The following is a 24,847-nucleotide window of genomic DNA, read 5'->3' as shown; positions in this document are numbered from 1 at the left end:
ACCTCTAACTAAATACACCGTGTAGAAACCATTGCATTTGTTGGTTACGAAACACCCACAGCCAGCGTCCTGCATCGCTGCGTGCGATAAAGTAATCCCGTGTCATTTCATCGCCGTCCCACCAGCCTGTCACAAAGCGTTCAGGGCCATGAATTATGCTGACTTTTTCAGCTAAAGGCTCAGGCTCTGGCATCATCAAAGAAGGGCGAAGACGTTGGATGTTGGGCTTTAGCGGAATGGGTAGGTCCGGTGAGCAGAGCAGGGTGGCTTTTTCTGGCCTTGGGTCATCACTCATCGCGACTTTACGAACCCGCTCATGACCGAGTTTTGCTTGCAACAAGCCAATCAGCTCAAGTTCGCTTTGCTGCCCTTGGTGACCGGCGAAAATGTCTTTACTGCTCGACTCGAGCTCCCCCCCGCGAATCAGGCTGAGAGTGAGCCCCTGCACCGGCGCCTCTAGCTTGATGGATTCAAGAGTGAGTTGGCATAGAGTCATCCAACGATGAGCCAAGTAGTCACCAGAGGCGGATGTAAAGGTCACCGAGCTGTCTTGATGATCGCGCTGGTGGAGAGTTAATGCGAGTTCATAGCCAACTTGATTACGTAGAGTAAGAAAGATCTCTAGTTTGTTGAGTAGCTTGCCGAGTGGTTTTTCCAGCCATTGAATGTGCTCAATATCAAACAGAAGTTCCAGATAACTTTGGAACTGCTCTGGTGGATGGTAGAAATCCATCGGGTGTTTGAATTGCCCCATCAATCGCCCTACGTAGTTCACCAAATCAATATCGAATCGACGAGCGATGTCTTGCATGGGGAGTTCAAGTAACTGGTGCAAATGAGTGACACCGACGCGGGACAAGGTCTCCACTTGTTTTGGATCGAGCTCAGTGGCAATCAGAGGGTAGCGTTGGAGGCGCTGAATGATCTCATCCTTATCATGGCAGATGAACTGGCCTTCTGATTTAGCCAATAACATCGCTGAGAAAGGCGAAAACCCAGTTGCGAAATGAAACGTCAGTTTAAGCGTACTAAGGTGACGAAAAACGTGTTGCCAATAAGCCTTAAGCCCGCCATAAAGAGAAAGCATGTCGGTGGCCTTGAGCAAAATGCCTTGAGGCGGGAAGAGAGCAATGTCTGAGGTGACCATATAAAGCCACTGGGCAATATCGAGCAATGTCTTATGCTCAACACTTTCATCATATGGATGTACTTGCAGTTGTTGGCATAATGCACTGGCGCTGCCAAGCCCCATGCCAAGATCAATACCTTGCTCTTTAGCCAGCGCATTACGTTGTACAACTTGAAAACGTTTACCTTCGACGATGATCAAAGGCTGTTCCGACTGCTCGGCGTAAAGTGCGTCAAGCTGCAAGGTAGGAAAATGAAGATAGATCCAAAGCTGCATAACTACCCCTGTCTGCGCAATGGAAAGGGCAAGATAACCGGCTGGCTGGGCTGCACTGTCAAAGATGGCCAGTAATGGCGCATATCCAGTACAAAGCTGCCGTGTGGCCACCCTCCTTTACGTTTGGTTATCGTCACTTCAAGACCAAGGGTATGGGGCTGTAATGTCATGCTTAAGCTAACAGGGAGCGAGAAGCGATTTTTTTGCCCCGACTTAAAGATAAAAGAGAGGCTGTTGCCCGTTTCGCTCGCGACTTGCAACCGCCGAGCTTGGTGAACTTCAATTTCTGTCGCCCAGAGCAAAACATTACTGCATGCACCGCTTCTTAAGCATTGCTCTGCGGCCCACAGCGCTTCTTTTTGGCTTTTGGGATAAATAAGCAGGGCTTTATTACAATCGATGCCTTGTGAAGCAAGGTGCTGCGCGCATAGGTAACCCGGCGGTTGAATGAATACCGCTAAGCGCTCTTGGCTAGTCTGCTGTAGGTGTGGAATCAGCAAACGTAGTTCACCAATTCCCTGCGGCGATTGCAATTCAACAACGCCATGTTTAGGGAATCCACCTTCTAGCTTTTGGTCGAGTAACGAGTACCCCGTTGCGTAATAGTCTTGAGACTCGGGAGTCTGGTTACCCTGCCAAAGCCACTGTTTCTGCTTGAGATGTTCGATCAGTTCATACATAACAAAATACCTGTATATATATACAGTATAATTGTTTGTGAACTATCGGCAATAGCGAGACGAGTCGAGCGGATAAAAAAACGCCTTGTGTTTCTGAGTTGAGAACACAAGGCGTTGATTATTATTTGGAAAATAAATCAGCTGTTCGAGTTATTTTTTTGGTTGTGCGTCGATACACTGACCATTCACGTCTTTACTTTCAGGGCTCATCAGGTAGAGGTAAAGCGGCATAATATCCAGTGGTGTTTTGAGCAAATCGGTATCTTCTGCTGGATAAGCTTTGGCGCGCATTGCGGTACGAGTGGCACCAGGGTTAATTGCATTCACGCGAATGTGTGTATCACTTAACTCATCAGCCAATACCTGCATCATGCCTTCAGTAGCAAACTTAGACATCGCGTATGTGCCCCAAAAAGCGCGACCACTGTGACCTACCGTTGAAGAGGTGAACACAATACGCGCGTCGTCTGATTTGTGCAGTAGCGGCAAAATCGCTTGAGTCATCAAGAATTGTGCTTTCACATTGACCTGCATAATATCGTCGTAAGTATCTTCACCGATTTGATCAAATGGGCTGATGACACCCAATAGGCTAGCATTGTGCAAAACGCCATCTAAGCGACCAAATTGACCTTCAATGGTATCCGCCATATCAAGGTAATTTTGCTTTGTCGCACCTTTCATATCCAGTGGAATAATGGCTGGTTGAGGGTAACCTGCCGCTTCAATTTCGTCGTAGGTCTGCTCCAGCTTTTTCACTGTACGACCAAGCAAGATCACCGTAGCACCACGCTCTGCATAAGAGAGTGCCGCTTGCTTACCGATACCCGCGCCCGCGCCAGTAACCAAGATGACTTTGCCTTTCAGGGCATCTGAAGAAACAGCATAATCCACGATCTGTATCCTTATTGTAATGATTTACTTTATGATTCCGTAAGATGGTGGTTACAATACACTAATTCGCACTATTAGAGGATAATCGCATTGGAATTTTTATTGGACTATGGCCTGTTTTTGGCCAAGATTGTGACTGTTGTGGTCGCGATTGTAGCGATTTTAGTTTTTGCCAAAGCGGTAGGCGGTAAAAGCGGCGGCGCGAAGGGTGAGCTGGAAATTACCAACCTCACTGAGCAGCATAAAAACACGGTAGAGCAGTTAGAGCACCATCTGCACGATGCCGCTTTCATTAAAGCGCGTGACAAAGCAGAGAAGAAGCAAGAAAAAGAGAAAAACAAATCACGAGAGAAAGAGATCAAGAAAGCCTCAAAAGAGGGCGATCTGGACAGCAAACGTGAGCCTCACTTATTTGTTTTGGATTTTAAAGGCAGCATTGATGCCAAAGAAGTCGCTTCGCTACGTGAAGAGGTGACTGCGATTCTAGCGGTGGCTCGTGAAGGCGATGAAGTACTACTGAGACTGGAATCTGGTGGTGGTATGGTTCACGGCTATGGACTGGCATCATCACAGCTTGATCGAATTAAAGCCGCGAATTTGCCACTCACAATTGCCGTGGATAAAGTAGCTGCCAGTGGCGGTTATATGATGGCGTGTATCGCCGATAAAATTGTCTCGGCACCGTTTGCGATTGTGGGTTCAATTGGTGTGATTGCCCAATTGCCGAACTTCAATAAAGTGCTGAAAAAATACGACATTGAGTATGAGCAGCTAACAGCAGGCGAATACAAACGTACTTTGACTATGTTTGGCGAAAACACCGATAAAGCGCGTGAGAAATTCAAGCAAGAGTTGGAAGAGACCCACGGCCTGTTCAAAGACTTTATCCGTGAGCGTCGCCCTGAACTCGAGTTAGACAAAGTTGCGACAGGGGAACATTGGTTTGGTACACAAGCTCACGACCTAGGCTTAGTTGATGAGATTAAGACCTCTGATGACCTTGTTGTAGAAGCATGTAAAGATAAAACGGTACTGGCGATTCATTACGTTGAGAAAAAGAAGCTAACGTCTAAACTTGCTGGCATGGCAGGTGAGGCGGCAGACAACGTACTGATGAAGCTGATCGACCGCGGACAGCGCCCAATCGTCTAAGTAAAGTTACATTTGTAGAATCAAAGCGCCTATCGAATGATGGCGCTTTTTTGTATCAGGGATAACGTGTAGTCATGTTGGCCACTAGATTCCCGCGAATAGGTGAAATAGAAACTCCCACAAGCCGTAGGGTAACCATTTATAATGTGGTACGCAGGGTATATACTTACTTTATGTCGGATTTTTACAGAAGTCCTAGGTACACTGGATGTTAATTAAAAAACAAGAAGCGCCACACGATATGCAAATAGGCGCTCGATTTGAAACAAAAAAACATGGCTATGTTACGGTAATTGAATACTACAACACGCATACCGTTATTGTGGCGTTTGAAAATACCGGAAATATTCGTTCTATTACTGCTGCAAAACTGCGCAGTGGACAAGTTTCTGATCGTTCTGTTCCACCTCAGTCGTCGATGGTCGGTGAAAGAGTCGAGTCAGTTAAGCACGGCATTTTAACTATTATTCAAGTTGAGTCTGAGAACATTGTGGTTCTTGAAAATGAGCATGGTGAAGAAATTCGTATGTTACTTCCCGCCGTGCAAAAATTACGAGATAGAGTTGAAGAAGAAACGGAATGCTCTAAACCTGAAATGCCTACATCTTTAAGTGCTCTAACGAAAAGAAATAAAAAGACCAAAGATGTTAATAGTCTTTTGAAGAAAATGCTTTCCGACTACGGGAAATAACCACAGCTATTATTTAACACCGTTCATAACGCCAGTTCACACTTTATTTTTCTCTCGATATCATTTATTTCAAACATGCTTTTTGTTTACCGCTCCTTTCGCGGTGTTAGTGACAAATTGTGTGTTTGAAACTTCATTTTGCGTGATCTTGGTCACGAGGTCATTTTGGTTTTGTGATGGTGATCTATTCTGTTTTGGGGCGATTTGGATATTATCCATCTCAACGAATAAACGAAAGCACACAGCTTTCTGATTAAAACCCTACGAGAAGAATATTATGAAAAAGATTATGGTTGTATGCGGTAATGGCCTTGGTACTTCATTGATGATGGAGATGGCCGTTAAAGAAGTTGCTGGAAAAATTGGTCTAGATGCAGAGGTTGATCATGAAGATCTCTCTTCAGCGGCATCAAGTAGTGCTGATATTTGGGTTGCCGCAACTGATGTCGCAAACCAATTAGCTGAAGCGGGTAAAACAAATATTGTTAGCCTAGCAAATATTTTTGATAAAGCGTCTATTGAAGAACAATTAAAAACTTTCATGTAAGGAAGTAAACTATGGCTAATTTCTTTGAATTCATGCTTGGCTTATTAAAAGAGCCAGCAATCATGGTTGGTTTAATTGCTTTTGTGGGGTTGATTGCACAAAAGTCAGATATATCAACCGTTTTAAAAGGCACTATTAAAACCGTCATGGGTTTCCTAATTTTAGGTTTTGGTGCGGGTGCACTTGTTGGTGCGCTAAATCATTTTTCGACGGTATTTACCGAAGCATTTGGTGTAAGTGGTGTTATTCCAAATAACGAAGCAATCGTAGCATTAGCTCAAGAAGCGTTTGGCTACGAAATGGCATTAATTATGTTCTTTGCTTTCGTAGTAAATATTCTATTGGCTCGTTTTACTCCGTTAAAATATATTTTCTTAACGGGCCACCACACTATGTTCATGTCTATGCTTGTTGCTGTAATCCTATCTACAGCGGGTATTAAAGGCACTGTATTAGTGGCTATGGGCTCTGTGATAGTAGGCTCACTGATGGTGATCATGCCAGCACTTGCTCAGAAATACACTGAGAAAGTCATGGGCACTGACCAGCTTGCGATGGGTCACTTCTCTACGTTTTCTTACCTGGTATCTGGTTACATTGGTAGCAAGTTTGGTGATACGTCGAAAACAACAGAAGACATTAATGTACCTAAGAGCTTAATGTTCCTACGTGATACACCAGTAGCGGTCGCGACAACCATGGCAATCTTCTTCATGTTTGCTTCTATCATCGCTGGTGGTGAGTTTGTTGAAACCGTATCAGGTGGTCAAAACTGGGTAGTGTTCACCTTTATGCAATCTTTAACATTCGCAGGTGGTGTCTACATCGTACTGCAAGGTGTGAAGATGCTAATTGCAGAAATTGTTCCAGCGTTTAAAGGTATCTCTGACAAGCTCGTACCAGGTGCAAAACCAGCACTAGACTGTCCAATGGTATTCCCAGTTGCACCAAATGCGGTACTCATCGGTTTCCTATCATCGTTTGCCGCAGGTCTTGTCGCGATGGGTATCCAAGGCATGTTTGACTGGACGATTATCGTTGCGGGTGTTGTGCCTCACTTCTTCGTGGGCGGTGCGGCAGGCGTTTATGGTAACGCAACAGGTGGTCTACGCGGTGCAATTCTAGGTTCGTTCACACAAGGTCTGTGTATCTCGTTCCTACCAATGCTTCTTCTTCCGGTTCTTGGTGGTCTAGGTCTTGAAGCAACAACATTCGCTGACTTTGACTTCGGTGTGGTTGGTCTGATTCTAGGGTGGTTAGTATCATGAGCATTATGAATCTGATTGGCGATAACATTGTTATCTCAAACGAGCAAAACTTAACGGTAGAAAGCGCACTTGATATCACTTGTTCTAAGTTGCTTGAGCAGGGCAAGGTAGATGCTACTTACCTAGAGGCGATTAAACAGAAACACAAAGAAATCGGTGCATACTATGTACTGGCGCCGAAAATCGCAATGCCTCATGCTCGCCCGGAAGATGGTGTCAATGAAGCGGCTCTACAAATCACAGTGTTTAAGAATGGTGTGGATTTAGAGTCAGAAGATAACGGTGATGTGTTTTTCTCAGTTACTTTGGCAGCGCTAGATTCAGACAGTCATATTCAAACGATTGTTGCATTGTCTGAGCTGTTTCAAAACGATGATGACATTGACGCGATCATTAGTGCAGAAAACGAATCGGCTATTGCTGAGATTCTAAATAAGTACTAACGAAATAGTTCCCCCTTACTGAAAAGTATCAAGCCCTCGCTAGTCACGAGGGCTTTTTCATTATGAGGCGAATAAAAAACGCTCCTGAGTGAGGAGCGTTCTAATTCAAATCTTATTGCGCTTTCGCTTGACCGCTTGGTTTGCGATTGGCTGGTTTACGGCGTTGCTGACTGTTTCCGCTATTGCCAGCGTTGTTGCTCTTTGGCTTGGTGTTTGATGGTTTACGTTTTGATTGACCACTGTTACCACGGTTTTCTCCGTTTGGCTTGTTATGACCAAAGTGACGCTTGTTTTTACCAGCAGGTTTATTGCCACGAGCATTGTCACCTGAGCGTTGACCGTCCTGATGATCCACTTTTGGCTTTTTCGGTTTTTTAGGCTTCTTCGCTTTAATTGGTCGCGTATCCAATTTTGATTCAGGCAGTTCGTTTGTCGGTTTAAAGCCCTCTAACTCAAGGCGAGGAAGAACTTGCTGAATCAAACGCTCGATGCCAAACAGCTCGCTGGCTTCTGCGGCTTCTACTAAGGAGTACGCTTTACCCACTTCGCCCGCACGACCAGTACGACCGATGCGGTGCACGTAGTCTTCCGATACGTTTGGCAGCTCAAAGTTAACTACTTGCGGCAGCTGAGGGATGTCGATACCACGTGCAGCAATATCTGTTGCAACCAGAACTTTAACTTCACCCGATTTAAAATCTGCTAGAGCGCGAGTACGAGCGCCTTGGCTCTTGTTACCGTGAATTGGCGCCGCGGTAATGCCTTCTTTGTTGAGGAAAAAGGCTAAGCGGTTAGCGCCATGCTTGGTTCGACAGAACACTAGGGTTTGCTTCCAATCACCGTCTTTGATCATCTTCACCAACATTGGCGCTTTTTTGCGTTTGTCTGCTGGGTAGATGCTTTGTTCGATGGTAACCGCAGTGGAGTTCTCTTTGCTTACTGAAACTTCGATTGGGTCATTAACCAAGCCTTTGGCGAGCTCGCGAATCTCAGCAGAGAAGGTTGCCGAAAAAAGCAGGTTTTGACGCTTAGCAGGCAGCAAAGCCAGAATCTTACGAATGTCACGAATGAAGCCCATATCTAGCATGCGATCGGCTTCATCTAGAACAAGTACTTCGAGTTGATCAAACTTAATCGCTTTTTGTTGGTACAGGTCGAGTAGGCGACCAGGCGTTGCGACCAGCACATCCGTACCTTTGCGAAGTTTCATCATCTGCGGGTTGATCTTCACGCCGCCAAAAACCACGTTAGAGGTCAAGCGCTGGTAGCGGCTGTACTTAAATACGTTTTCTTGTACTTGCGCGGCAAGTTCACGTGTAGGTGTTAGGATTAGAGCACGAACGTGGTTGCCCTTAACACGAGTGCCGTTGTCTAGACGCTCTAAGATTGGCAGAGTGAAGCCAGCAGTTTTACCTGTACCTGTCTGCGCTGCCGCCATTACGTCTTTGCCTTGTAATACGGCAGGAATGGCTTGCTCTTGAATTGGGGACGGTTTGTCGTATCCCTGATCTTCAATGGCTTTAAGGATTGGGGCAGAAAGGCCTAAAGAGGTAAAACCCATATATTGTTCTCTGTATGAAGTGACTCGCGGCTCGAATTAGCGGGCGAGAAAAAGGGCGCCATTCTGAGCCCTTTAGGTAATAACATCAACACAAATTATCGTTCATTGTTTGATAAGTGGCCAAGCAAAGGCGGTTTGGTTGCGAAAAAGCCGAGTATCAATCCACTAAGTGCACCATACATATGGGCTTCCACGGCGACGCGTGCTTGAATCAGTTCAGACGTGGACTGGGATGCGCCCATCGTCATCTCCCACGTCACCTTGGCAAGAACACCGAGTACCAGCAGCCAACTGCTTTTTCGACCATTGAGTGCCTCTTGCAAAGCAAAATAAGCGAATAAACCGTGCAGCACGCCTGAGAGGCCGACATAGCTGGTCATATCGCTAAATAAATTGAGCAAACCAACCGCTAGGCTTATGAAGAATAGAGCAAAAATAAAGCTGCGGTGCTCAGGCTTAAAAATAAAGTGGATGACCCAGAGGCCTGCTAGATTCATGACTAGGTGTGCAAAGTTGGTATGGGTGAAGTTTCCTGATAGGATTCGCCACCATTGACCCTCAGAAATCCATTGGCGATGCCACTCAGTGAGTGAAGCAAGAGGTTCAAACTGCAGCCCTAAACAAACTAAACTGACAGCCATTAACGGAAAATAAAAACGCACTCTATGTCTCGATACTGTTCTCAATGTGGAAAATCACTCAAAGCGTGTATTTGCGAGTGGATACAAAGCCTACCCTCGAAGGTAGAGTTGGTCATTCTACAGCATCCAAGTGAAACGAACAGGCCTATGGGTACCGCGCGGATATTAAGTTTGTCTCTTGCCAATAGCTATTGCTTCGTTGATGAAAACTTTTCCGAGCACTCGGAGCTCAATCAATTACTTGCAGAAGAAGGGGTTCACCATTTTGTCCTCTATCCCGGTGAAGGGGCGCACAATCATCAGCAAGTGGCAAGCAAAGTGGCGCAAGAGCAAAAAGTGCGCATTATCTTACTCGATGGGACATGGAAAAAAGCCTATAAGATGTGGCAGTTGTCGAGCAACTTACAGACACTTCCTTTAATTCGGCTACCCGAGAATTTGCAAGGCAACTACCGAATCCGTAAAGCGCCGAGCGACAATAGCCTATCAACGGTTGAAGCAGGCTATCATATTCTGCAATTGCTTGAGCCGGAAGCAGACTTCTCGCCACTGATTAGCGCTTTTAATCAAATGATAGAGTTTCAGATCAAGCAGATGCCGCCCGGCGTGTTTGAAAAAAACTACCTTTCTTAGCCTTCATTTATTTGATGGCACCGCTGGCTTGATATACATATTCTTATCTAGGAGAGAGTGGCTAACTTGTTGATGTGGTACTAATTGACTAGCATAGAGTGTACGTTACTCATCAAAATGGGCGAAAGAATAATTGCCCTGCGCATCAAGGAAGCTGAATGCAGACTCACCTCAACCAAATGATCCCATTGTCGGAGTTAATGCTCTCGTTGACCACAGCGCTTGACATGACCGAAGGACAACCGCCGGAGCACTGTATTCGCTGTTGCTGGATTGGAATGCATATTGGTGAACGAATGCGGCTTACCGACCAGCAAATGTATGATTTGTTCTTTACGCTGTTACTCAAAGATGCAGGTTGTAGTAGTAATGCCGCGCGAATTTGTGAGCTCTACATGACCGACGACCGCGCTTTCAAACGCAATTACAAAACGGTCGGGACCAGTTTATCCAGTGCGATTAATTTTGTGGTGAAGAACACAGGTATAGGGCAAAGTTGGGTAACTCGTATTTCAACCACCATCGATATCCTGAAAAATGGCGCCGATTACGCTCAAGAGTTGATTGAAACGCGCTGTACCAGAGGAGCAGAAGTCGCTCGTGAACTCAGGTTTCGTGACGCGGTTGCTGATGGTGTACATAGCTTGGACGAGCACTGGGATGGAACAGGCAGGCCAGAGCAACTCAAACACCAAGAGATACCGCTATTTTCTCGTATTGCTTTATTGGCACAAGTGGTGGATGTCTTCCAGTTTGAACATGACCTCACGACGGCTATTGCGGAAGTGAGAGCGCGAAGTGGCAGCTGGTTTGATCCTGCATTGGTCGACATCTTTTGTACAATCGCCCAACAGACCGAATTTATTGAAGGACTCAATGCCTTTGATGTGTCCGAACGTGTGATGACGCTAGCTCCTGCCAAAGCTCAAGTTATGGTCGACGAAGAGTACTTAAACTGCATCGTGAGTGCATTTGGTAAAATTGTCGATTCAAAGAGTCCCTATACGGCAGGGCATAGTGAACGCGTTGCCGTGTATACCGAGCTTATCGCTGAGGAGCTGGGCATCGAGAGTGACGAAAGACAATGGTTAAAGCGCGCTGCGCTACTTCATGACTTAGGTAAACTAGGGGTGAGTAACACTATTTTAGACAAGCCAGGTAAGTTGGATGACGATGAATGGGAAGCGGTGAAGTCTCATGCTACTTTAACCGAGTCGATTCTTAGTCATTTAAAACCGTTCAAAGAGATGGCTTGGATAGCCGGGGCCCACCATGAAAAACTTGATGGTACAGGGTATCCGAAGCAGTTAACCGCTGACGAGATTCCTCTAGCAACTCGAATTATAACTACAGCAGATATTTTCGATGCGATTACCGCGGAAAGACCTTATCGTGGTGCTATTTCAGTACCTAAAACACTCGAGATAATGGAAGAAAACTTACATACGGCGATTGATGAGCGTTGTTTTAACGCGCTCAAAAAGGCGATTAAAAAGCTGCCCAGTCACTACTTTGCTGAGCAGCCGTAACGTTAATGAGAAGAAAAGAGCTGCTGATGTAAACGCTGAGCGTGTCCGTCTGTCATCGAAGAGATGTAATCTGCGATGACACGGTAGCCTTCGGTTTCGGTCGACTTTTGCGCCCACTGATGACGAACTTGAGTTGGAAGCAGGCGTTCTGGATCGGCGCTGAGCGCTTCAAAAATATCCATGATGATCTGCTGACCTTTGTACTCGACAACTTGAACGTGTGGCACCTGAATCACATAGTCGCTGACAAAGTGTTTTAAAATGTCGAGCGCCGTTGCCATGGTCGGTTCAAGAAAGGCGTTGAATGACAGCAATTCACACTCAAACGGCGCATCCACTGGCTTGACCGAAATGCTGGTTAGTAAAGCGTTTACCATTCCGCCTATCGCGTCTTTACGCTGAAAGTGAGTACCTGCAAACAGCATATCTGTGATGGACATGATGTACTTTTCAAACCAAGGATCACCGCAGTCTGCCAATTGACTGGCTGCTCCTTCAATCCATTGATGGCGATTGACCATGCCCAATACGATTGCGTCTTCGAGGTCGTGAACTCCGTAAGCAATATCATCGGCCAATTCCATAATGGAACAATCGAGCGATTTATAGCGCGTTTTCTTGTGCTGCGTTTCTGTTAATGTTTCGTCGCGCATGGCGCTGAACAGGGCTTTATCCTTGCCACTCAACGGGGAGAGAAGCCAATCGAACAGATCTTGGTCACAGTCGTATAAGCCTTTTGCTGGTGTCCAGTCTCTGGCTCTTAACTGACGTTGATGAGAAACACTCTGCGGCAGAATCGCGGCTCGGGTTTGACTGATCATGGCAGGGTATTTAATCAATCCAAGTAAGGTTCGGCGAGAGAGGTTCATCCCAAAATGTTCGGTGTAGGGTTCGAGCTTGGTGACAATGCGAAATGTTTGCGCATTGCCTTCGAAGCCGCCGTGGTCACGCATCATATAATTGAGTGCAACTTCCCCACCATGACCATAAGGCGGGTGGCCGATATCGTGTGCGAGGCAAAGCGAATCAATCAAGCTATCACTGGGCAGTAAATCACGAAACTCAGGTTGTTTCTTTTTCAGTTGCGCGACAATGCCAGTGCCGAGTTGAGCGGCCTCAAGCGAATGAGTTAAGCGCGTGCGATGGAAATCATCAAAGCTATTACCGTGGACTTGCGTTTTGGCCTGCAAGCGACGAAACGCTGCCGAGTGCAAGATGCGGGCACGATCTCGTTGAAATGGGCTACGGTGATCATCACGACGAATTTTGTGCTCGTCGTCATGACGTTCATGCCATAAATCGCTGATTTTAAACGTCATAGGCAGTCTCCCTGAGTTTTTTCTTACCGTACACGCTTAAGTTTGTGACTTCAAGCGGCCTGAAACAGAAGGTTTGCCTGCTAAGCGGTCAAATACGTTCGATCAGCTAATTTCGTCGAGTGACAGTTCAAAACTGGGCGCAAACGTATTGAGGAAATAATCCATTTCGGGGGTATGGCGCTCTTTAAGCGTAATATCCAAGCGTTTTTTCGCTAACGCGTATTCATGGTTGCCAGCGCTTAACTCCTCTAAACATTTGAGGTAGGCGCAAATGGTATCAGCCTGCTTAACAATGGCGGCATCTTCAGGGTGTGCTTGCTGAGAGACAAGATAAGGCGCAAAGTCCTCTTGGAACTCCTCTGGCAACATGGATAGAAGTTTCTTCTCTGCTGCAGCCTCGATTTTTTTGTACTCTTTGGCAATGTCAGGGTTGTAGTACTTCACCGGTGTGGGTAAATCCCCCGTTAACACTTCACTGGTGTCGTGATACATACCGAGAATGGCGATGCGTTCAGGGTTAAGACTTCCGCCAAACTTTTTGTTTTTGATGAGCGCTAAAGCGTGAGCGACAAACGCGACTTGCAGGCTGTGCTCCGAGATGTTTTCTGTTGAGACTGAGCGCATGAGTGGCCAACGTTGAATGAGTTTCATGCGGGCAAGGTGGGCGAAAAAGTGGCTTTCCTTTGGGTTGGTATTGGGCATGTAAAGACTCCTTGGCGCAAAAACAAAAGGGTACTCATTGAGTACCCTTTAAGCATATGAAAAATAATACCTGATTACTACTGACTGTAGGTCGACAAGAAGCGTTCGAATCGGCCAATAGCCATTTCTAAGTCTTCTACATGCGGTAGGGTGACGATGCGGAAGTGGTCAGGTTTAGGCCAGTTGAAGCCAGTACCTTGAACCAAGAGCACTTTCTCTTGAACCAGGAAGTCGAGCACCATTTTTTGGTCGTCTTTGATGTTGTACATCTTAGTGTCGATTTTCGGGAATAGGTACATCGCGCCTTTGGGCTTAACACAAGAGACACCCGGAATTTGATTGACCAACTCCCACGCTTTGTCACGTTGCTCGAGCAATCGACCGCCAGGTAGGATCAGTTCATTGATGCTTTGATAACCACCCAACGCGGTTTGGATTGCGTGCTGCATAGGAACGTTGGCACACAAGCGCATAGAAGAGAGCATATCCAAACCATTAATATAGCCTTGCGCTTGATGCTTTGGTCCAGTCAAGAACATCCAACCGCCACGGAAACCACAAACGCGGTACGCCTTCGAAAGGCCATTAAAGGTGACGACAAGAACATCTTCCGTCAATGTCGCTACCGAGGTGTGTGTGGCGCCATCGTATAGGACTTTATCGTAAATCTCGTCGGCAAAAATGATCAGCTTGTGCTGGCGAGCAATTTCGATCACTTCTAGCAAGAAATCTCGGCTATAAACCGCACCCGTTGGGTTGTTTGGGTTAATAAGCACGATACCACGCGTCTTAGGCGTTATCTTGCTTTTGATATCGTCAAGGTCTGGGTACCAGTCTGCTTCTTCGTCACACATGTAGTGAACCGCTTTACCACCCGACAGTGCCACAGAAGCTGTCCAAAGAGGGTAGTCCGGCGCAGGGACGAGCATTTCGTCACCGTTATTGAGCAGAGCTTGCATGGCCATCACGATAAGCTCTGACACACCATTACCCACATAAACATCTTCAACATCAAGAGAACGGATGCCTTTGCGTTGATAATGTTGCACCACGGCTTTTCGCGCCGAGTAGATGCCTTTCGAATCACAATAACCTTGAGACGTCGGCAGGTTACGAATCACATCAACCAGGATTTCGTCAGGGGCGTCAAAGCCAAATGGGGCGGGGTTGCCAATGTTTAGCTTCAGTATTTTATGCCCCTCTTCCTCCATGCGCTTAGCATGTTTTAGTACAGGACCCCTAATGTCATAGCAGACATTGTCGAGTTTTGAGGACATCCCGATATTTTGCATTGATTAAAACCTAAAAATAATTGAATTTCTTTATTAAACTACATCAAAAACATTTTTTTTAGAATAAAAATCTGGCTGAGTGCCTAGATTTCACCCCTTGTAGCACGTCCGTTATCACAGGATTTTGCAAAACATTAGTTGCAACCTTGATTTGAGTAGGGTCTATAAATACAGTAATCACCTAAAATAAATATTATTCCCCATGCATACGAGGCTGATTTGTCCTATTTTCATCAAGCCGTCACTGAACTGATTGAACGCGTAAAGGATGCAAAGGACGGTGTTACCCGTCTGGTTCAAGTTCTTGAGGAAAAACCTGACTTTGCATTTATTGATTGGCTAGAAGCGCAACCGCTTTTTCCCAAGTTTTACTGGCAATCTCGTGATACTCGCGAAGAAGTGGTCGCATTAGGGCAACTGCATACGTTTGTGGAGCCGGCGCCTGCTTACGCGATTTTGGCTGATGATCAGCGCATATGGGGAGGGCGATCGTTCGATGGCCAGACGGACAAAAACCGTCGCTGCATGTCTTCTTTTTTCTTCTTACCGCAAATTGAGTTAATTCGCTTTGACGAAACTTGGTCTTTGGCGGCCAATTTGAGTGCGGATAAGCATCGTACTTTGGCGAGTTTGTATAAGTTGCAGCATGAAGTTACGCCGCTGCTTCCAGTCTCTGCTCATATTGAGCATATCCAGCATACGCCAGAGAAAGCAGAGTGGTCTCAGTTGGTGGAAAAAGTGCTGACTGGTATAGAAAATAACGATTTCAAAAAAGTGGTATTGGCGCGAAAAACCGCCGTTACATTAAGTGCACCGCTGTGCGCCTCGCAATTTCTAAAATCAAGCTACTTGCACAATCATCACAGCTTCCACTTCATGCTCTCTTTAGACCGAAAGCACTCTTTTATTGGCTCAACACCTGAGCGTCTTTATTTGCGCCAAGGGCAAGAGCTTTACACCGAGGCACTCGCTGGCACGATAGGACGTGGCCTCAATGCCAGTCAGGATATGGAGCTAGCAAACTGGTTAGCTAATGACAGCAAGAATCTCAATGAGAATCAGTATGTGGTGGATGACATCATAGAGCGTCTATCGCCTCATTCAGAACGCGTCGAAGTTGAGCAAGAGGCTCGTTTGGTGCGTCTGCGTAAAGTGCAGCATTTAAAGCGTAGTATTCATGCTCACCTCCACAAAGGGGTCAATGGCGTTCAGTTGCTCAGTGCGCTGCAACCGACTGCTGCCGTGGCAGGCCTACCAAGAAAAGAGTCGATGGCGTTTATTCGTGAAAACGAACCGTTCGCTCGAGGTTGGTACGCCGGATCTATGGGATTTATTAGCCACCAACGCGCCGAGTTTTGCGTCGCAATCCGCAGCGCTTTAGTCCTTAATGATCAAGTTCAATTATTTGCTGGTGCAGGGATTGTTCCGGGCTCAGTTGCTGAGTATGAATGGCAAGAGCTCGATAAGAAGATGTCGACGTTACTCTCACTCATATCAGATAACCCGCCATTGGGAGTCGCGTCTTAAATGAGTCATGCACTACCTTGTGTTAATCAAGCTGTGGTCAACCGAATTTGGTGTAGAACCTTGCTTGAAGAGTTAACCCGCTTTGGCGTTAGCGATATTTGTATTGCGCCTGGTTCTCGTTCGACACCACTGACTCTTGAAGCGGATCAACACTCCCAATTATCCCTCCATACGCATTTTGACGAGCGGGGATTGGGTTTTTTAGCTTTAGGTCTCGCCAAAGCAAGCCAAAAGCCGGTCGCGATTGTGGTGACGTCGGGTACAGCGGTGGCGAACTTACTCCCCGCCATTGCTGAAGCAAAATTAACGAGCGAGAAACTCGTTGTACTCACTGCCGATAGACCCATCGAGTTGGTTTCTTGCGGTGCGAACCAAGCGATTCAGCAATCGGGCATTTTTTCAAACCATGTGTCGGCATCGCTTGAGCTGCCAAGTCCTTCGCTGCAAGTGCCGCTAAAATGGCTGTTGACGAGTGTCGATCAAGTGATGGCAGAGCAGGCTAACCAAGGCAGCGCGATTCACATCAACTGCCCATTTCCAGAGCCACTTTATAGCGATGAGTCCGTGACGCTCTATCAAGACTACATGGATCAGCTTGGAGACTGGTGGCAAAGTGGCCGTGTGTTCAGTGCCAAGTATCTTACCTCACCAAAGCCCCATGTCGATGTCGGTCATTTTATTGAGAAAAAAGGCGTCGTTGTTCTTGGCAGTGTGACATTGCAACAAGCGCAAAAAGTCGCTCAGCTCGCGGACAAACTTGGCTGGCCACTTTTGTGCGATCCTCAATCGGGTGTGGGGTCAGACTGGTCTCACTATGACTTGTGGCTGCAAAACCGTTCTGCCTCGCACGCACTCAATGAATGTGAGTTGGTGTTGCAGTTCGGCTCGCGCATCATTTCTAAGCGACTCAATCATTGGTTGACTCAACAAGTGGAAAGTCGGGGAGCGGATTACCATTTCGTATCTCCTAGGCTTGATCGAAATAATCAAACCCATTTGATGCAGCAGCATCATGTATGCGAAGTGGCAGAGTGGCTAGAGTCTTTCGATGAAAGGTTATTGCCTACTGCCTCGACCAAACAAGGGTGGGCGCATGATGCTAAAAGTTATGCCCAACAAATCTCATCGTTAGCGGGTGTGCATTTAAGTACCGATATATCGCTGTCTGAAATCGGCTTGGCACTGACGTTAAATCAATTACCTAAGCAGTCGCAGTTGTTTGTGGGTAACAGTCTTTTTGTCCGTCTGGTGGACATGTTCAGTCGCTTAGATGAGCGTGAAGTGTATGCCAATCGTGGCGCTTCGGGCATTGATGGTTTAATTGCAACGGCCAGTGGTGTGATTCGTGCCACAGGCAAGCCAACCGTGGTGTTTATCGGTGATACATCGCTGCTTTACGATGTGAATTCGCTGGCGCTGCTTACCCATAGTGCGACACCTGTCGTTGTGGTCGTGACCAATAATGACGGTGGGGCGATTTTTGATTTACTGCCGGTGCCAGAGCAGCAAAAACAGGCGCTCTATCAAATGCCGCATGGCTATAATTTTGAGTATGCCGCGAAGCAGTTCCAGTTAGAGTATGTCAAACCAGAAACCTTGCCAGACTATCTGCAGGTAGTAGGTTCACATTTGGAACAAGGTCAAGGCGCCTTAGTGGTGGAAGTGCAAACGCCGCCGGAACAGGCCTCTTCTCAACTTAAGGAATTTATCCAGCAAGTCCATGCTTTATAGTCACGCAAATCATTCATTTACCGAGAAACACCAACAGCCAGTGTTGGTGTTTCTGCATGGTTTACTCGGTTCGGGTGAAGATTGGCAGCAGACTCTCGCTCATTTGATGGACTATCCGGCACTCTCGATTGATCTTCCTAGTCATGGATTAAGCGCATTTTCAACTTGTCACGATTTCAAAGAGTGCTGTGATCAAATATCTGACACGCTGCTCACTCAAATTGCGCCACATCGCCCTATAGTACTGATTGGATATTCCCTTGGTGCCCGTATTGCGATGAATGGGGTGGTCCATAATCACTTCGCGAACCTGAATATTCAGCAGCTTATCGTTGAAGGGGGCAATTTCGGTTTGCAGCATGAGGCAGACAAAATTGCTCGACTTAACCATGATTCACGCTGGGCAAAACGATTCGAATCAGAGCCTATTGAGCAGGTGTTAAGCGATTGGTATCAGCAACCCGTGTTTAGTTCACTAAATCATGAGCAAAGACAAAAACTGATTGCTAAACGCAGTGCTAACCTAGGCCCGCAAGTGGCGCATATGTTGATGGCGACGTCATTAGCTAAACAAGATTATTTGCTCGACGCGCTAAAGTCGTCGAGTACAACAACACACTATATTTGTGGCGAGAAAGACAAGAAGTTTAGTCAGTTGGCCGAACAAAGCGGTCTGTCTTTCAGCCAAGTTGTTGATGCTGGGCACAACGTTCATGTTGAACAGCCTGACGCGTTTGCAGCAATTGTGAAAACTCAAGTCAATGCATACTTAAATTCATCGCATTGAATCAATTAGAGAAGAAACAGGAATCACCATGGCAAAAACAGTCGGTATCTCAGAAGAAGAACTATACGCACCAGTAAACTGGAATGACTGCACCGGTGAATATGAAGATATTCAATACCACAAGTCTGAAGATGGCATTGCAAAGATTACCATCGCTCGCCCTCAAGTTCGTAATGCGTTCCGTCCTCAAACAGTCAAAGAGATGATTAATGCACTGGCAGATGCACGCTACGACGAAGGCGTAGGTGTGATTATTCTTACGGGTCTTGGTGAGAAAGCGTTCTGTTCAGGCGGCGATCAAAAGATCCGTGGCGATTACGGCGGTTACCAAGATGACTCTGGTACTCACCACTTAAATGTTCTTGATTTCCAACGCCAGATTCGTACTTGTCCAAAACCTGTGATCGCGTCAGTTGCTGGCTGGGCGGTCGGTGGTGGCCATGTTCTGCACATGATGTGTGATCTTACTATTGCCGCAGAAAACGCTCAATTTGGTCAAACAGGGCCGAAAGTTGGCTCGTTTGATGGCGGTTGGGGTGCATCTTACATGGCGCGTATTGTTGGCCAAAAGAAAGCGCGTGAAATCTGGTTCCTATGCCGATTCTATGATGCTCAAGAAGCCTTGGATATGGGGCTTGTAAACACCGTTGTTCCACTGGAAGATTTAGAGAAAGAGACCGTGCGCTGGTGTCGTGAAACGCTACAACATAGCCCTATGGCTCTTCGTTGCCTGAAAGCGGCTCTGAACGCCGACTGTGACGGTCAAGCGGGGCTTCAGGAGCTAGCAGGTAACGCGACAATGATGTTCTACATGACAGAAGAAGGTCAGGAAGGTCGTAACGCGTTCAATGAGAAGCGTCGTCCGGACTTTAATAAATTCCCACGCAACCCTTAATTTGTTGTCGATATCGTCGCTTTAGCCTCAATAACTGTGTCGAGGATGCTCATATAGGCTTCTATATTCCGCGTCCTCTCCTTGTTCTTGAGGCTACAGCTTAGATATCAAAGTACAAATGGGTGAAATATCCAATACAAGCTACATTTATATCAACAAAGAAAGGGATATTGCTATGAGATCAGCCAAACTGTATCGCTATGAATTGCCGATGGACAGTGGGGTGATACTGCGTGAGGAACGGTTGAAACAACGCGAAGGTTTTGTGGTTGAGCTAGAGCTTGATGGTGAAACAGGTCGCGGTGAGATTGCTCCACTACCTGGTTTTAGTCTCGAATCAATGGATGATGCTTACTCGCAGTTGGTTGAGCAATTGGCGTTATGGCGAGAAGGTCGCACCTTTGAACTTGATGGGCTCTATCCGTCGGTCGCCTTTGGGCTATCAATGGCTCAACTGGAGCTTGAAAATCAACTACCACAGTCGGGGTGCTATCAAGCGGCACCACTCTGTTCAGGCGACCCCGATGAACTGTTACCTAAACTGAATGCGATGACTGGTGATAAAGTCGCTAAGATCAAAGTGGGTCTGTATGAGCCCATTCGTGATGGCATGCTTGTCAGCTTATTCTTGGAGTCGATTCCAGACCTAACGTTACGTTTGGATGCAAACCGAGCTTGGACGGCGGAAAAAGCACAGCAATTTGCAAAAAAAGTTGCCCCTTCACTTCGTGGTCGTATCGCATTTATTGAGGAGCCGTGTCAGGCGCCTGGTGATAGCTTTTCCTTTGCCATCAATACCGGCATTGCCATTGCTTGGGATGAAACCTTGCAGCATGCAATTCGAAAAGATGACTTTAAGCTGGAGGACTTCAATGGCGCGAAGGCGATCATCATCAAGCCAACTCTCATTGGATCGGTACAGCGTTGTATCGAGCTGATTGAGCGTGCAAAAGCGCTCGGCATTAAAGCGGTGATAAGCTCAAGCATTGAATCAAGCTTAGGTTTGACTCAATTAGCGCGTTTGGCTCAGTGGCAATTGCCAGATGAAGTTCCAGGATTGGATACGGTCGGTTTGTTTGCTCAGCAGCTTGAAGTTGCTTGGCCGGGTTGCGACTTGCCACTGGTTAGCCTAGCGGACCAAAGTTTGATTTGGCAATCTTGATGCAACCAGTCCTTTCTCCACTCAATCAATGGGCTCAATCGAGCCCATCTTTGTTGGCGCTCGACACGCCGAAGAAACGCTACACTTGGGCAGAGTTAGAGCGCGAAGCCCTGATGATGGCAGCCAGTCTTAGCCAGCAAGGCGTTCAATCGGGAGACGTGGTGACCTGCGTTGGGAAAAATAGTCCTGAGTCGGTCATTTTACTTCTCGCGACCTTAGAAATCGGGGCGGTATGCGCATTCACTATGCCCCAAACAGAGAGTGAACTCGAAACCAAGCTTAGTACGCTTTACGCATCACACCAGCAGCGCTGGATTTGGAGTCCGGAAGTGAGTGCAGAGCGAACGTTAGAGTACGCCCCTTCGTCTGCGGAGCAAACAAGTCGCGCCTACCGTTCAGATGCTATCGCAACTATCGTGTTTACATCAGGAACCACAGGCATTCCAAAAGCGGTGGCTCATACTTCGCGTCAACATCTCGCTTCCGCCCAAGGGCTTCTAGCGCGTTTTCGTTTTCAGCAAGGTGACACATGGCTGCTTAGTTTGCCGCTTTATCATGTTTCGGGCTTGGCGATTATCTATCGCTGGCTGCAAAGCGGGGCGACTTTAAAGGTGGGCAGTGGAGATTTGCACTCCGACATTTTAACTGTCACCCATGCCTCTTTGGTCGCTACTCAGTTAAAGCGCTTGCTCGAAAGCAACGTTGAGCTCACGTTAACTCATGTTTTACTCGGTGGTAGCCATGTCCCACTCGCGTTGAGTTCGCAAGCGGCTAAACGCGGTATCGATACTTGGCTCGGATACGGGATGACGGAGGCGGCCTCGACGGTGACCGCGAAGCAAATTGACGAGCATTACAGCGCCGGCTCTGTATTGCCAAACCGCAAGGTTAAGCTAGAGGATGGTCGGATATACGTTGGTGGTGACACTCTCGCCTTGGGGTATTACCGCCAAGGTGCAGTGACACCCATTGCGGAGCAGGGTTGGTTTGACACGAAGGACCTTGGAACTTGGGCCGGTGACGAGCTTAAGATCATTGGTCGAGCGGACAACCTATTTATTTCCGGGGGCGAGAACATTCACTGTGAGGAAATTGAAGCGGTACTGAATGCGTTCGCAGGTGTTAAGCAAGCCATCGTAATCCCAGTCGCTGATGAAGAATTCGGTTTCAGACCTGTCGCGATTTTGGATGCCAAGCGACTACCCGACTTGAATCAGATTGAAACTTACCTTAAACCGAGGCTAACCAAGTTTAAATGGCCAATTGCCTACCACCTTCTGCCAGAGTCACTCTTAGGTAATGGGATAAAGCTATCTCGAAAAGCCGTCAAAGATTGGTTTAAAGAGTACCAAGCGCTCATTAAATAAAGCGATAGGTTGCATAATCGATATGTTGTTTGTTTTACTATGTAAATAGACAGTTAACGCTGCCACCATTGAAAAGGATAGTTACTGATACTATGGATAGTACTTCTCTTGCGTTTCACACTCTCCCGCAGTTAGAGCAAAAATTAGAAAGCATCCCCTCCGTTTACCAACGCCCTTTGATTCAACTTTTTTCGGCTCAGCCCAAAGAAGAGGTGTTGACTTTCTATACTGCAATTAAGCAGCGTTGGCCAAACGCAACTGTGATTGGCAGCAGCGCCGTGTCGACGATAGAGCAAGGGAATATCAATAAAGGCGATTCATTGCTGGTGCTCACTCAGTTTGAACAAGCAACCTTTACGACCGCGAGCGCAAGCTTTGTGGCGAGTAGCCGCCAAGCGTCTGAACAACTGTACGAAGGGCTCTCTATCGGCTTGGACACCAAAATGATCATATGTTTTGGTGACAGGATGTCATCAAGCGACAAGGCTCTGTTTAGTGCCTTTTCCCATGATACCGTCCCTGTTGTTGGCGGCGCGACCGTTATAACAACCAATGGCCGTTGGGCGTTTTTAGATGGAGAGTTTCACGAGTCTAGTCTCGTTGCGGTTGCTATTAACGCGCCTCAGTTACAGGTTTGGCAAAAATCGTACAATGAGTGGAATCCGGTCGGGCAAACATTTATCGTCACCCAAGCGCAGGGATCCCGAGTCCTTACCTTAAATGATGAGCCGATTGGGCAAATCTATCGCCGTTATCTTGCTGATGGTAATGACTTTTCCCCTGAGATGTTGCATGGCTTCCCGATGATGAAAGGGGAGCAAAAAGCACAAGATATCTATACGCCTGTGTCACTTGCAGAAGACCTTAGTATTGAATTTGATAAACCACTCAACATCGGTGATAAAGTCCGCTTTTGTTATGACCATCCGGAGCTTACTATCCAGCAGGTACAGCAGGGCGCGTATCACTTAGTTAACTTTCAGCCAGACAATATTTTTATTTACAACTGCACATCGCGCTTGGACTTTATTGAGGGAAATTCTGAGCTGCTTCCACTTCAGTCGGTTGCCGACAGCTTTGGCTTCTATTGCATGGGGGAGCTGTTTAAAGAAGAGTGTACTCAATCGATTCTTCATCACAGCATGACATTGGTTGCAATGAGGGAAGGAGAAGCGACCTCGGCTGCGCCGCAACCTGAGTTTCAACTGACTTCACCGGTTTCTCCACTGTTTTCCATGATACGTAACTCGTTTATCGATTTGGAAATTGATAACCAATTGATGCAGAAAAAGGTCGATAGCCAAGCCCGCGCACTCATGACCAGCTACCGTACTGACCGTCGTACAGGCTTGCCAAACCGAGCGGTGCTACTGGAAGACATTGCGGGCATGGAGTTGGATGACTGCCTCTTTAATATCAAAATTAACAACTTAACTGATATCAACGAGAAGTATGGCTATTCGGTGGGGGACAATGTTTTAGTATTGTTGACCTCATTTTTGAAAAGCCAAATGGCAGAGTTCTTACCCAAAGAGACCAAACTCTACGCGATTGGTGTTGGTGAGTGGGCGACGATTTTTTCCAAGACGTTAGCCGCGAGAGACATTCGCGAAGAGTTCGAAGCATTTATTGAAAAAATCGAGTCGTTCGATTTTAACGACCTGTCGTTTCTTGATAGCACCCACCTTGTTATTTCAGTGACTGCGGGGATCGCTGAGAAGAAAGAGTTTTTAACCTGCTCAGCCGATTCATTGTTGTTCAAAACGATTGAAGCTCGGCGATGGGCAACGAAAAACAACCGTTACCTTTGTGATGCCCGTGATCTCGTTCAGCAGGAACATAAACGAAAAGAATCACTTGAACGTTTGTCGGTCGCCAATCACGCCATCATTCATCAAAATGTTGTCCCTTACGGGCAGCCGATCTATGACGCAAAAACGCGAGACATCGTGAGTTATGAGTGTCTCGCGAGGCTGACCCACGGTGATGAAGTGTTGCCGCCAGGGTATTTTCTTCCCTTGGTGCAAGGCACACGCTTGTACACCAAATTTAGCCAGCAAATGATAGCAAGCAGTTTTGCAGCAATGTCATCTCGCCATGATCATTTTACCTTGAACCTATCGCCTCAAGATATATTAGACGACAATACGTTAGCGCTTTTAGAGCAGCATATTCTCGCGTTGAAGCAACCAAGTCGCGTGGGCATTGAAATCGTAGAGTCAGAGCAGATCAGCGATTTCTCGCAAATGATTGATGTGTGTAACCACTTTCGAAAACTAGGCGTCAAAATCATAGTGGATGACTTTGGCTCAGGATACTCCAACTTGGATGAAATCGTTCAACTGCAACCCGACATTATCAAGCTCGATGGCAGCTTAATTCGCCAAATTGACCATGATAAAAAACAACGCAAAATAACGTCTCAGTTGATTCGGCTATGTCAGGTTTTTGAAGCAAAAACGGTGGCGGAGTTTATCCACAATCAAGCAGTGTGTGAAATAGCCACAGAGATGGGGGTCGATTACTTGCAAGGGTTTTATCTCGGAGAGCCGCGTCAATTGTAACGCCCCGCGATCCCAGACGGTACAACTTAGTAAATTTAGCAATTTCATAGTCCAAAT

At 46.8% G+C, this 24,847-nt stretch carries 22 protein-coding genes; 14 read left to right on the top strand and 8 right to left on the bottom strand.

Annotation, left to right across the window (positions count from 1 at the left end; genetic code table 11):
• Positions 1–4: 4 nt before the first annotated feature.
• The 3 genes from U9J37_RS06380 to U9J37_RS06370 form a co-directional block, all read right to left on the bottom strand.
• Entirely contained in the window at positions 5–1,405 is a 1,401-nt protein-coding gene (locus U9J37_RS06380) for a Y-family DNA polymerase (RefSeq protein WP_005473028.1), read from the bottom strand.
• 2 nt (positions 1,406–1,407) lie between these two features.
• Positions 1,408–2,085, bottom strand: a complete 678-nt coding sequence (imuA, locus tag U9J37_RS06375) for a translesion DNA synthesis-associated protein ImuA (protein WP_005472996.1) — start codon at positions 2,083–2,085, stop codon at positions 1,408–1,410.
• A 150-nt stretch (positions 2,086–2,235) separates the two neighbouring features.
• Positions 2,236–2,979, bottom strand: a complete 744-nt coding sequence (locus tag U9J37_RS06370; RefSeq protein ID WP_005473051.1) for a YciK family oxidoreductase — start codon at positions 2,977–2,979, stop codon at positions 2,236–2,238.
• Between the two features lie 90 nt (positions 2,980–3,069).
• Here U9J37_RS06370 and sohB point away from each other — a divergent pair, with 90 nt between their 5' ends.
• From sohB to U9J37_RS06345, 5 genes are all read left to right on the top strand, one after another.
• Entirely contained in the window at positions 3,070–4,131 is a 1,062-nt protein-coding gene (gene sohB / locus U9J37_RS06365; RefSeq protein ID WP_043887070.1) for a protease SohB, read from the top strand.
• A gap of 208 nt (positions 4,132–4,339) precedes the next feature.
• Positions 4,340–4,822, top strand: coding sequence for a hypothetical protein (locus tag U9J37_RS06360; RefSeq protein ID WP_005472978.1), 483 nt, complete (start codon positions 4,340–4,342; stop codon positions 4,820–4,822).
• A 277-nt stretch (positions 4,823–5,099) separates the two neighbouring features.
• A complete protein-coding gene (locus U9J37_RS06355) occupies positions 5,100–5,369 on the top strand; it encodes a PTS sugar transporter subunit IIB (RefSeq protein WP_038134134.1) in 270 nt (89 codons plus the stop codon).
• Between the two features lie 11 nt (positions 5,370–5,380).
• Positions 5,381–6,637, top strand: a complete 1,257-nt coding sequence (locus U9J37_RS06350; RefSeq protein WP_038134135.1) for a PTS ascorbate transporter subunit IIC — start codon at positions 5,381–5,383, stop codon at positions 6,635–6,637.
• A complete protein-coding gene (locus tag U9J37_RS06345) occupies positions 6,634–7,080 on the top strand; it encodes a PTS sugar transporter subunit IIA (protein WP_005473059.1) in 447 nt (148 codons plus the stop codon). Before U9J37_RS06350 ends, U9J37_RS06345 begins: the two co-directional genes overlap by 4 nt.
• Before the next feature lie 112 nt (positions 7,081–7,192).
• Here the strand turns inward: U9J37_RS06345 and U9J37_RS06340 are convergent, their stop codons facing one another.
• Both U9J37_RS06340 and rrtA read right to left on the bottom strand, forming a co-directional pair.
• On the bottom strand, positions 7,193–8,641 hold the full coding sequence (locus U9J37_RS06340) for a DEAD/DEAH box helicase (RefSeq protein ID WP_322413954.1): 1,449 nt from the start codon (positions 8,639–8,641) through the stop codon (positions 7,193–7,195).
• A 95-nt stretch (positions 8,642–8,736) separates the two neighbouring features.
• Positions 8,737–9,303, bottom strand: coding sequence for a rhombosortase (gene rrtA, locus U9J37_RS06335; RefSeq protein WP_322413953.1), 567 nt, complete (start codon positions 9,301–9,303; stop codon positions 8,737–8,739).
• 3 nt (positions 9,304–9,306) lie between these two features.
• Between rrtA and U9J37_RS06330 the strand changes: the two genes are divergently transcribed.
• Both U9J37_RS06330 and U9J37_RS06325 read left to right on the top strand, forming a co-directional pair.
• Positions 9,307–9,915 (top strand): tRNA-uridine aminocarboxypropyltransferase, encoded by a 609-nt coding sequence (locus U9J37_RS06330; RefSeq protein ID WP_043887074.1) that lies wholly within the window; start codon positions 9,307–9,309, stop codon positions 9,913–9,915.
• A gap of 158 nt (positions 9,916–10,073) precedes the next feature.
• Entirely contained in the window at positions 10,074–11,444 is a 1,371-nt protein-coding gene (locus tag U9J37_RS06325; RefSeq protein ID WP_005473047.1) for an HD-GYP domain-containing protein, read from the top strand.
• Positions 11,445–11,446: 2 nt separating this feature from the next.
• Here the strand turns inward: U9J37_RS06325 and U9J37_RS06320 are convergent, their stop codons facing one another.
• From U9J37_RS06320 to U9J37_RS06310, 3 genes are all read right to left on the bottom strand, one after another.
• On the bottom strand, positions 11,447–12,763 hold the full coding sequence (locus U9J37_RS06320; protein WP_005473040.1) for an anti-phage deoxyguanosine triphosphatase: 1,317 nt from the start codon (positions 12,761–12,763) through the stop codon (positions 11,447–11,449).
• Between the two features lie 102 nt (positions 12,764–12,865).
• The gene (yfbR, locus tag U9J37_RS06315) at positions 12,866–13,465 is read right to left on the bottom strand and encodes a 5'-deoxynucleotidase (RefSeq protein ID WP_005472963.1); all 600 of its coding nucleotides are present in this window, start codon (positions 13,463–13,465) and stop codon (positions 12,866–12,868) included.
• A gap of 77 nt (positions 13,466–13,542) precedes the next feature.
• Positions 13,543–14,757, bottom strand: a complete 1,215-nt coding sequence (locus U9J37_RS06310; protein WP_038192601.1) for a pyridoxal phosphate-dependent aminotransferase — start codon at positions 14,755–14,757, stop codon at positions 13,543–13,545.
• Positions 14,758–14,976: 219 nt separating this feature from the next.
• Between U9J37_RS06310 and U9J37_RS06305 the strand changes: the two genes are divergently transcribed.
• From U9J37_RS06305 to U9J37_RS06275, 7 genes are all read left to right on the top strand, one after another.
• Positions 14,977–16,284, top strand: coding sequence for an isochorismate synthase (locus U9J37_RS06305; RefSeq protein WP_038134147.1), 1,308 nt, complete (start codon positions 14,977–14,979; stop codon positions 16,282–16,284).
• Positions 16,285–18,015 (top strand): 2-succinyl-5-enolpyruvyl-6-hydroxy-3-cyclohexene-1-carboxylic-acid synthase, encoded by a 1,731-nt coding sequence (menD, locus tag U9J37_RS06300; protein ID WP_005473032.1) that lies wholly within the window; start codon positions 16,285–16,287, stop codon positions 18,013–18,015.
• On the top strand, positions 18,005–18,802 hold the full coding sequence (gene menH, locus U9J37_RS06295) for a 2-succinyl-6-hydroxy-2,4-cyclohexadiene-1-carboxylate synthase (protein ID WP_005472980.1): 798 nt from the start codon (positions 18,005–18,007) through the stop codon (positions 18,800–18,802). The genes menD and menH overlap by 11 nt, the downstream gene beginning before the upstream one ends.
• A 28-nt stretch (positions 18,803–18,830) precedes the next feature.
• Positions 18,831–19,697, top strand: coding sequence for a 1,4-dihydroxy-2-naphthoyl-CoA synthase (gene menB / locus U9J37_RS06290; RefSeq protein WP_005472984.1), 867 nt, complete (start codon positions 18,831–18,833; stop codon positions 19,695–19,697).
• Positions 19,698–19,872: 175 nt separating this feature from the next.
• On the top strand, positions 19,873–20,859 hold the full coding sequence (menC, locus tag U9J37_RS06285) for an o-succinylbenzoate synthase (RefSeq protein WP_043887076.1): 987 nt from the start codon (positions 19,873–19,875) through the stop codon (positions 20,857–20,859).
• Positions 20,859–22,226 carry an o-succinylbenzoate--CoA ligase gene (menE, locus tag U9J37_RS06280; RefSeq protein WP_005472995.1) on the top strand — a complete coding sequence of 456 codons (1,368 nt, stop codon included), beginning with the start codon at positions 20,859–20,861 and terminating at the stop codon, positions 22,224–22,226. The genes menC and menE overlap by 1 nt, the downstream gene beginning before the upstream one ends.
• A 92-nt stretch (positions 22,227–22,318) precedes the next feature.
• Complete coding sequence (locus U9J37_RS06275; protein ID WP_005473013.1) at positions 22,319–24,790, top strand: bifunctional diguanylate cyclase/phosphodiesterase; 2,472 nt, start codon at positions 22,319–22,321, stop codon at positions 24,788–24,790.
• Positions 24,791–24,847: the final 57 nt, after the last annotated feature.

Origin of the sequence: Vibrio sp. 16, from assembly GCF_963681195.1 — a bacterium.
GTDB lineage: Bacteria > Pseudomonadota > Gammaproteobacteria > Enterobacterales > Vibrionaceae > Vibrio > Vibrio sinaloensis_D.
Note: the sequence above shows the minus strand (reverse complement) of the source record. Positions and strands in the feature narration are given on the sequence as shown.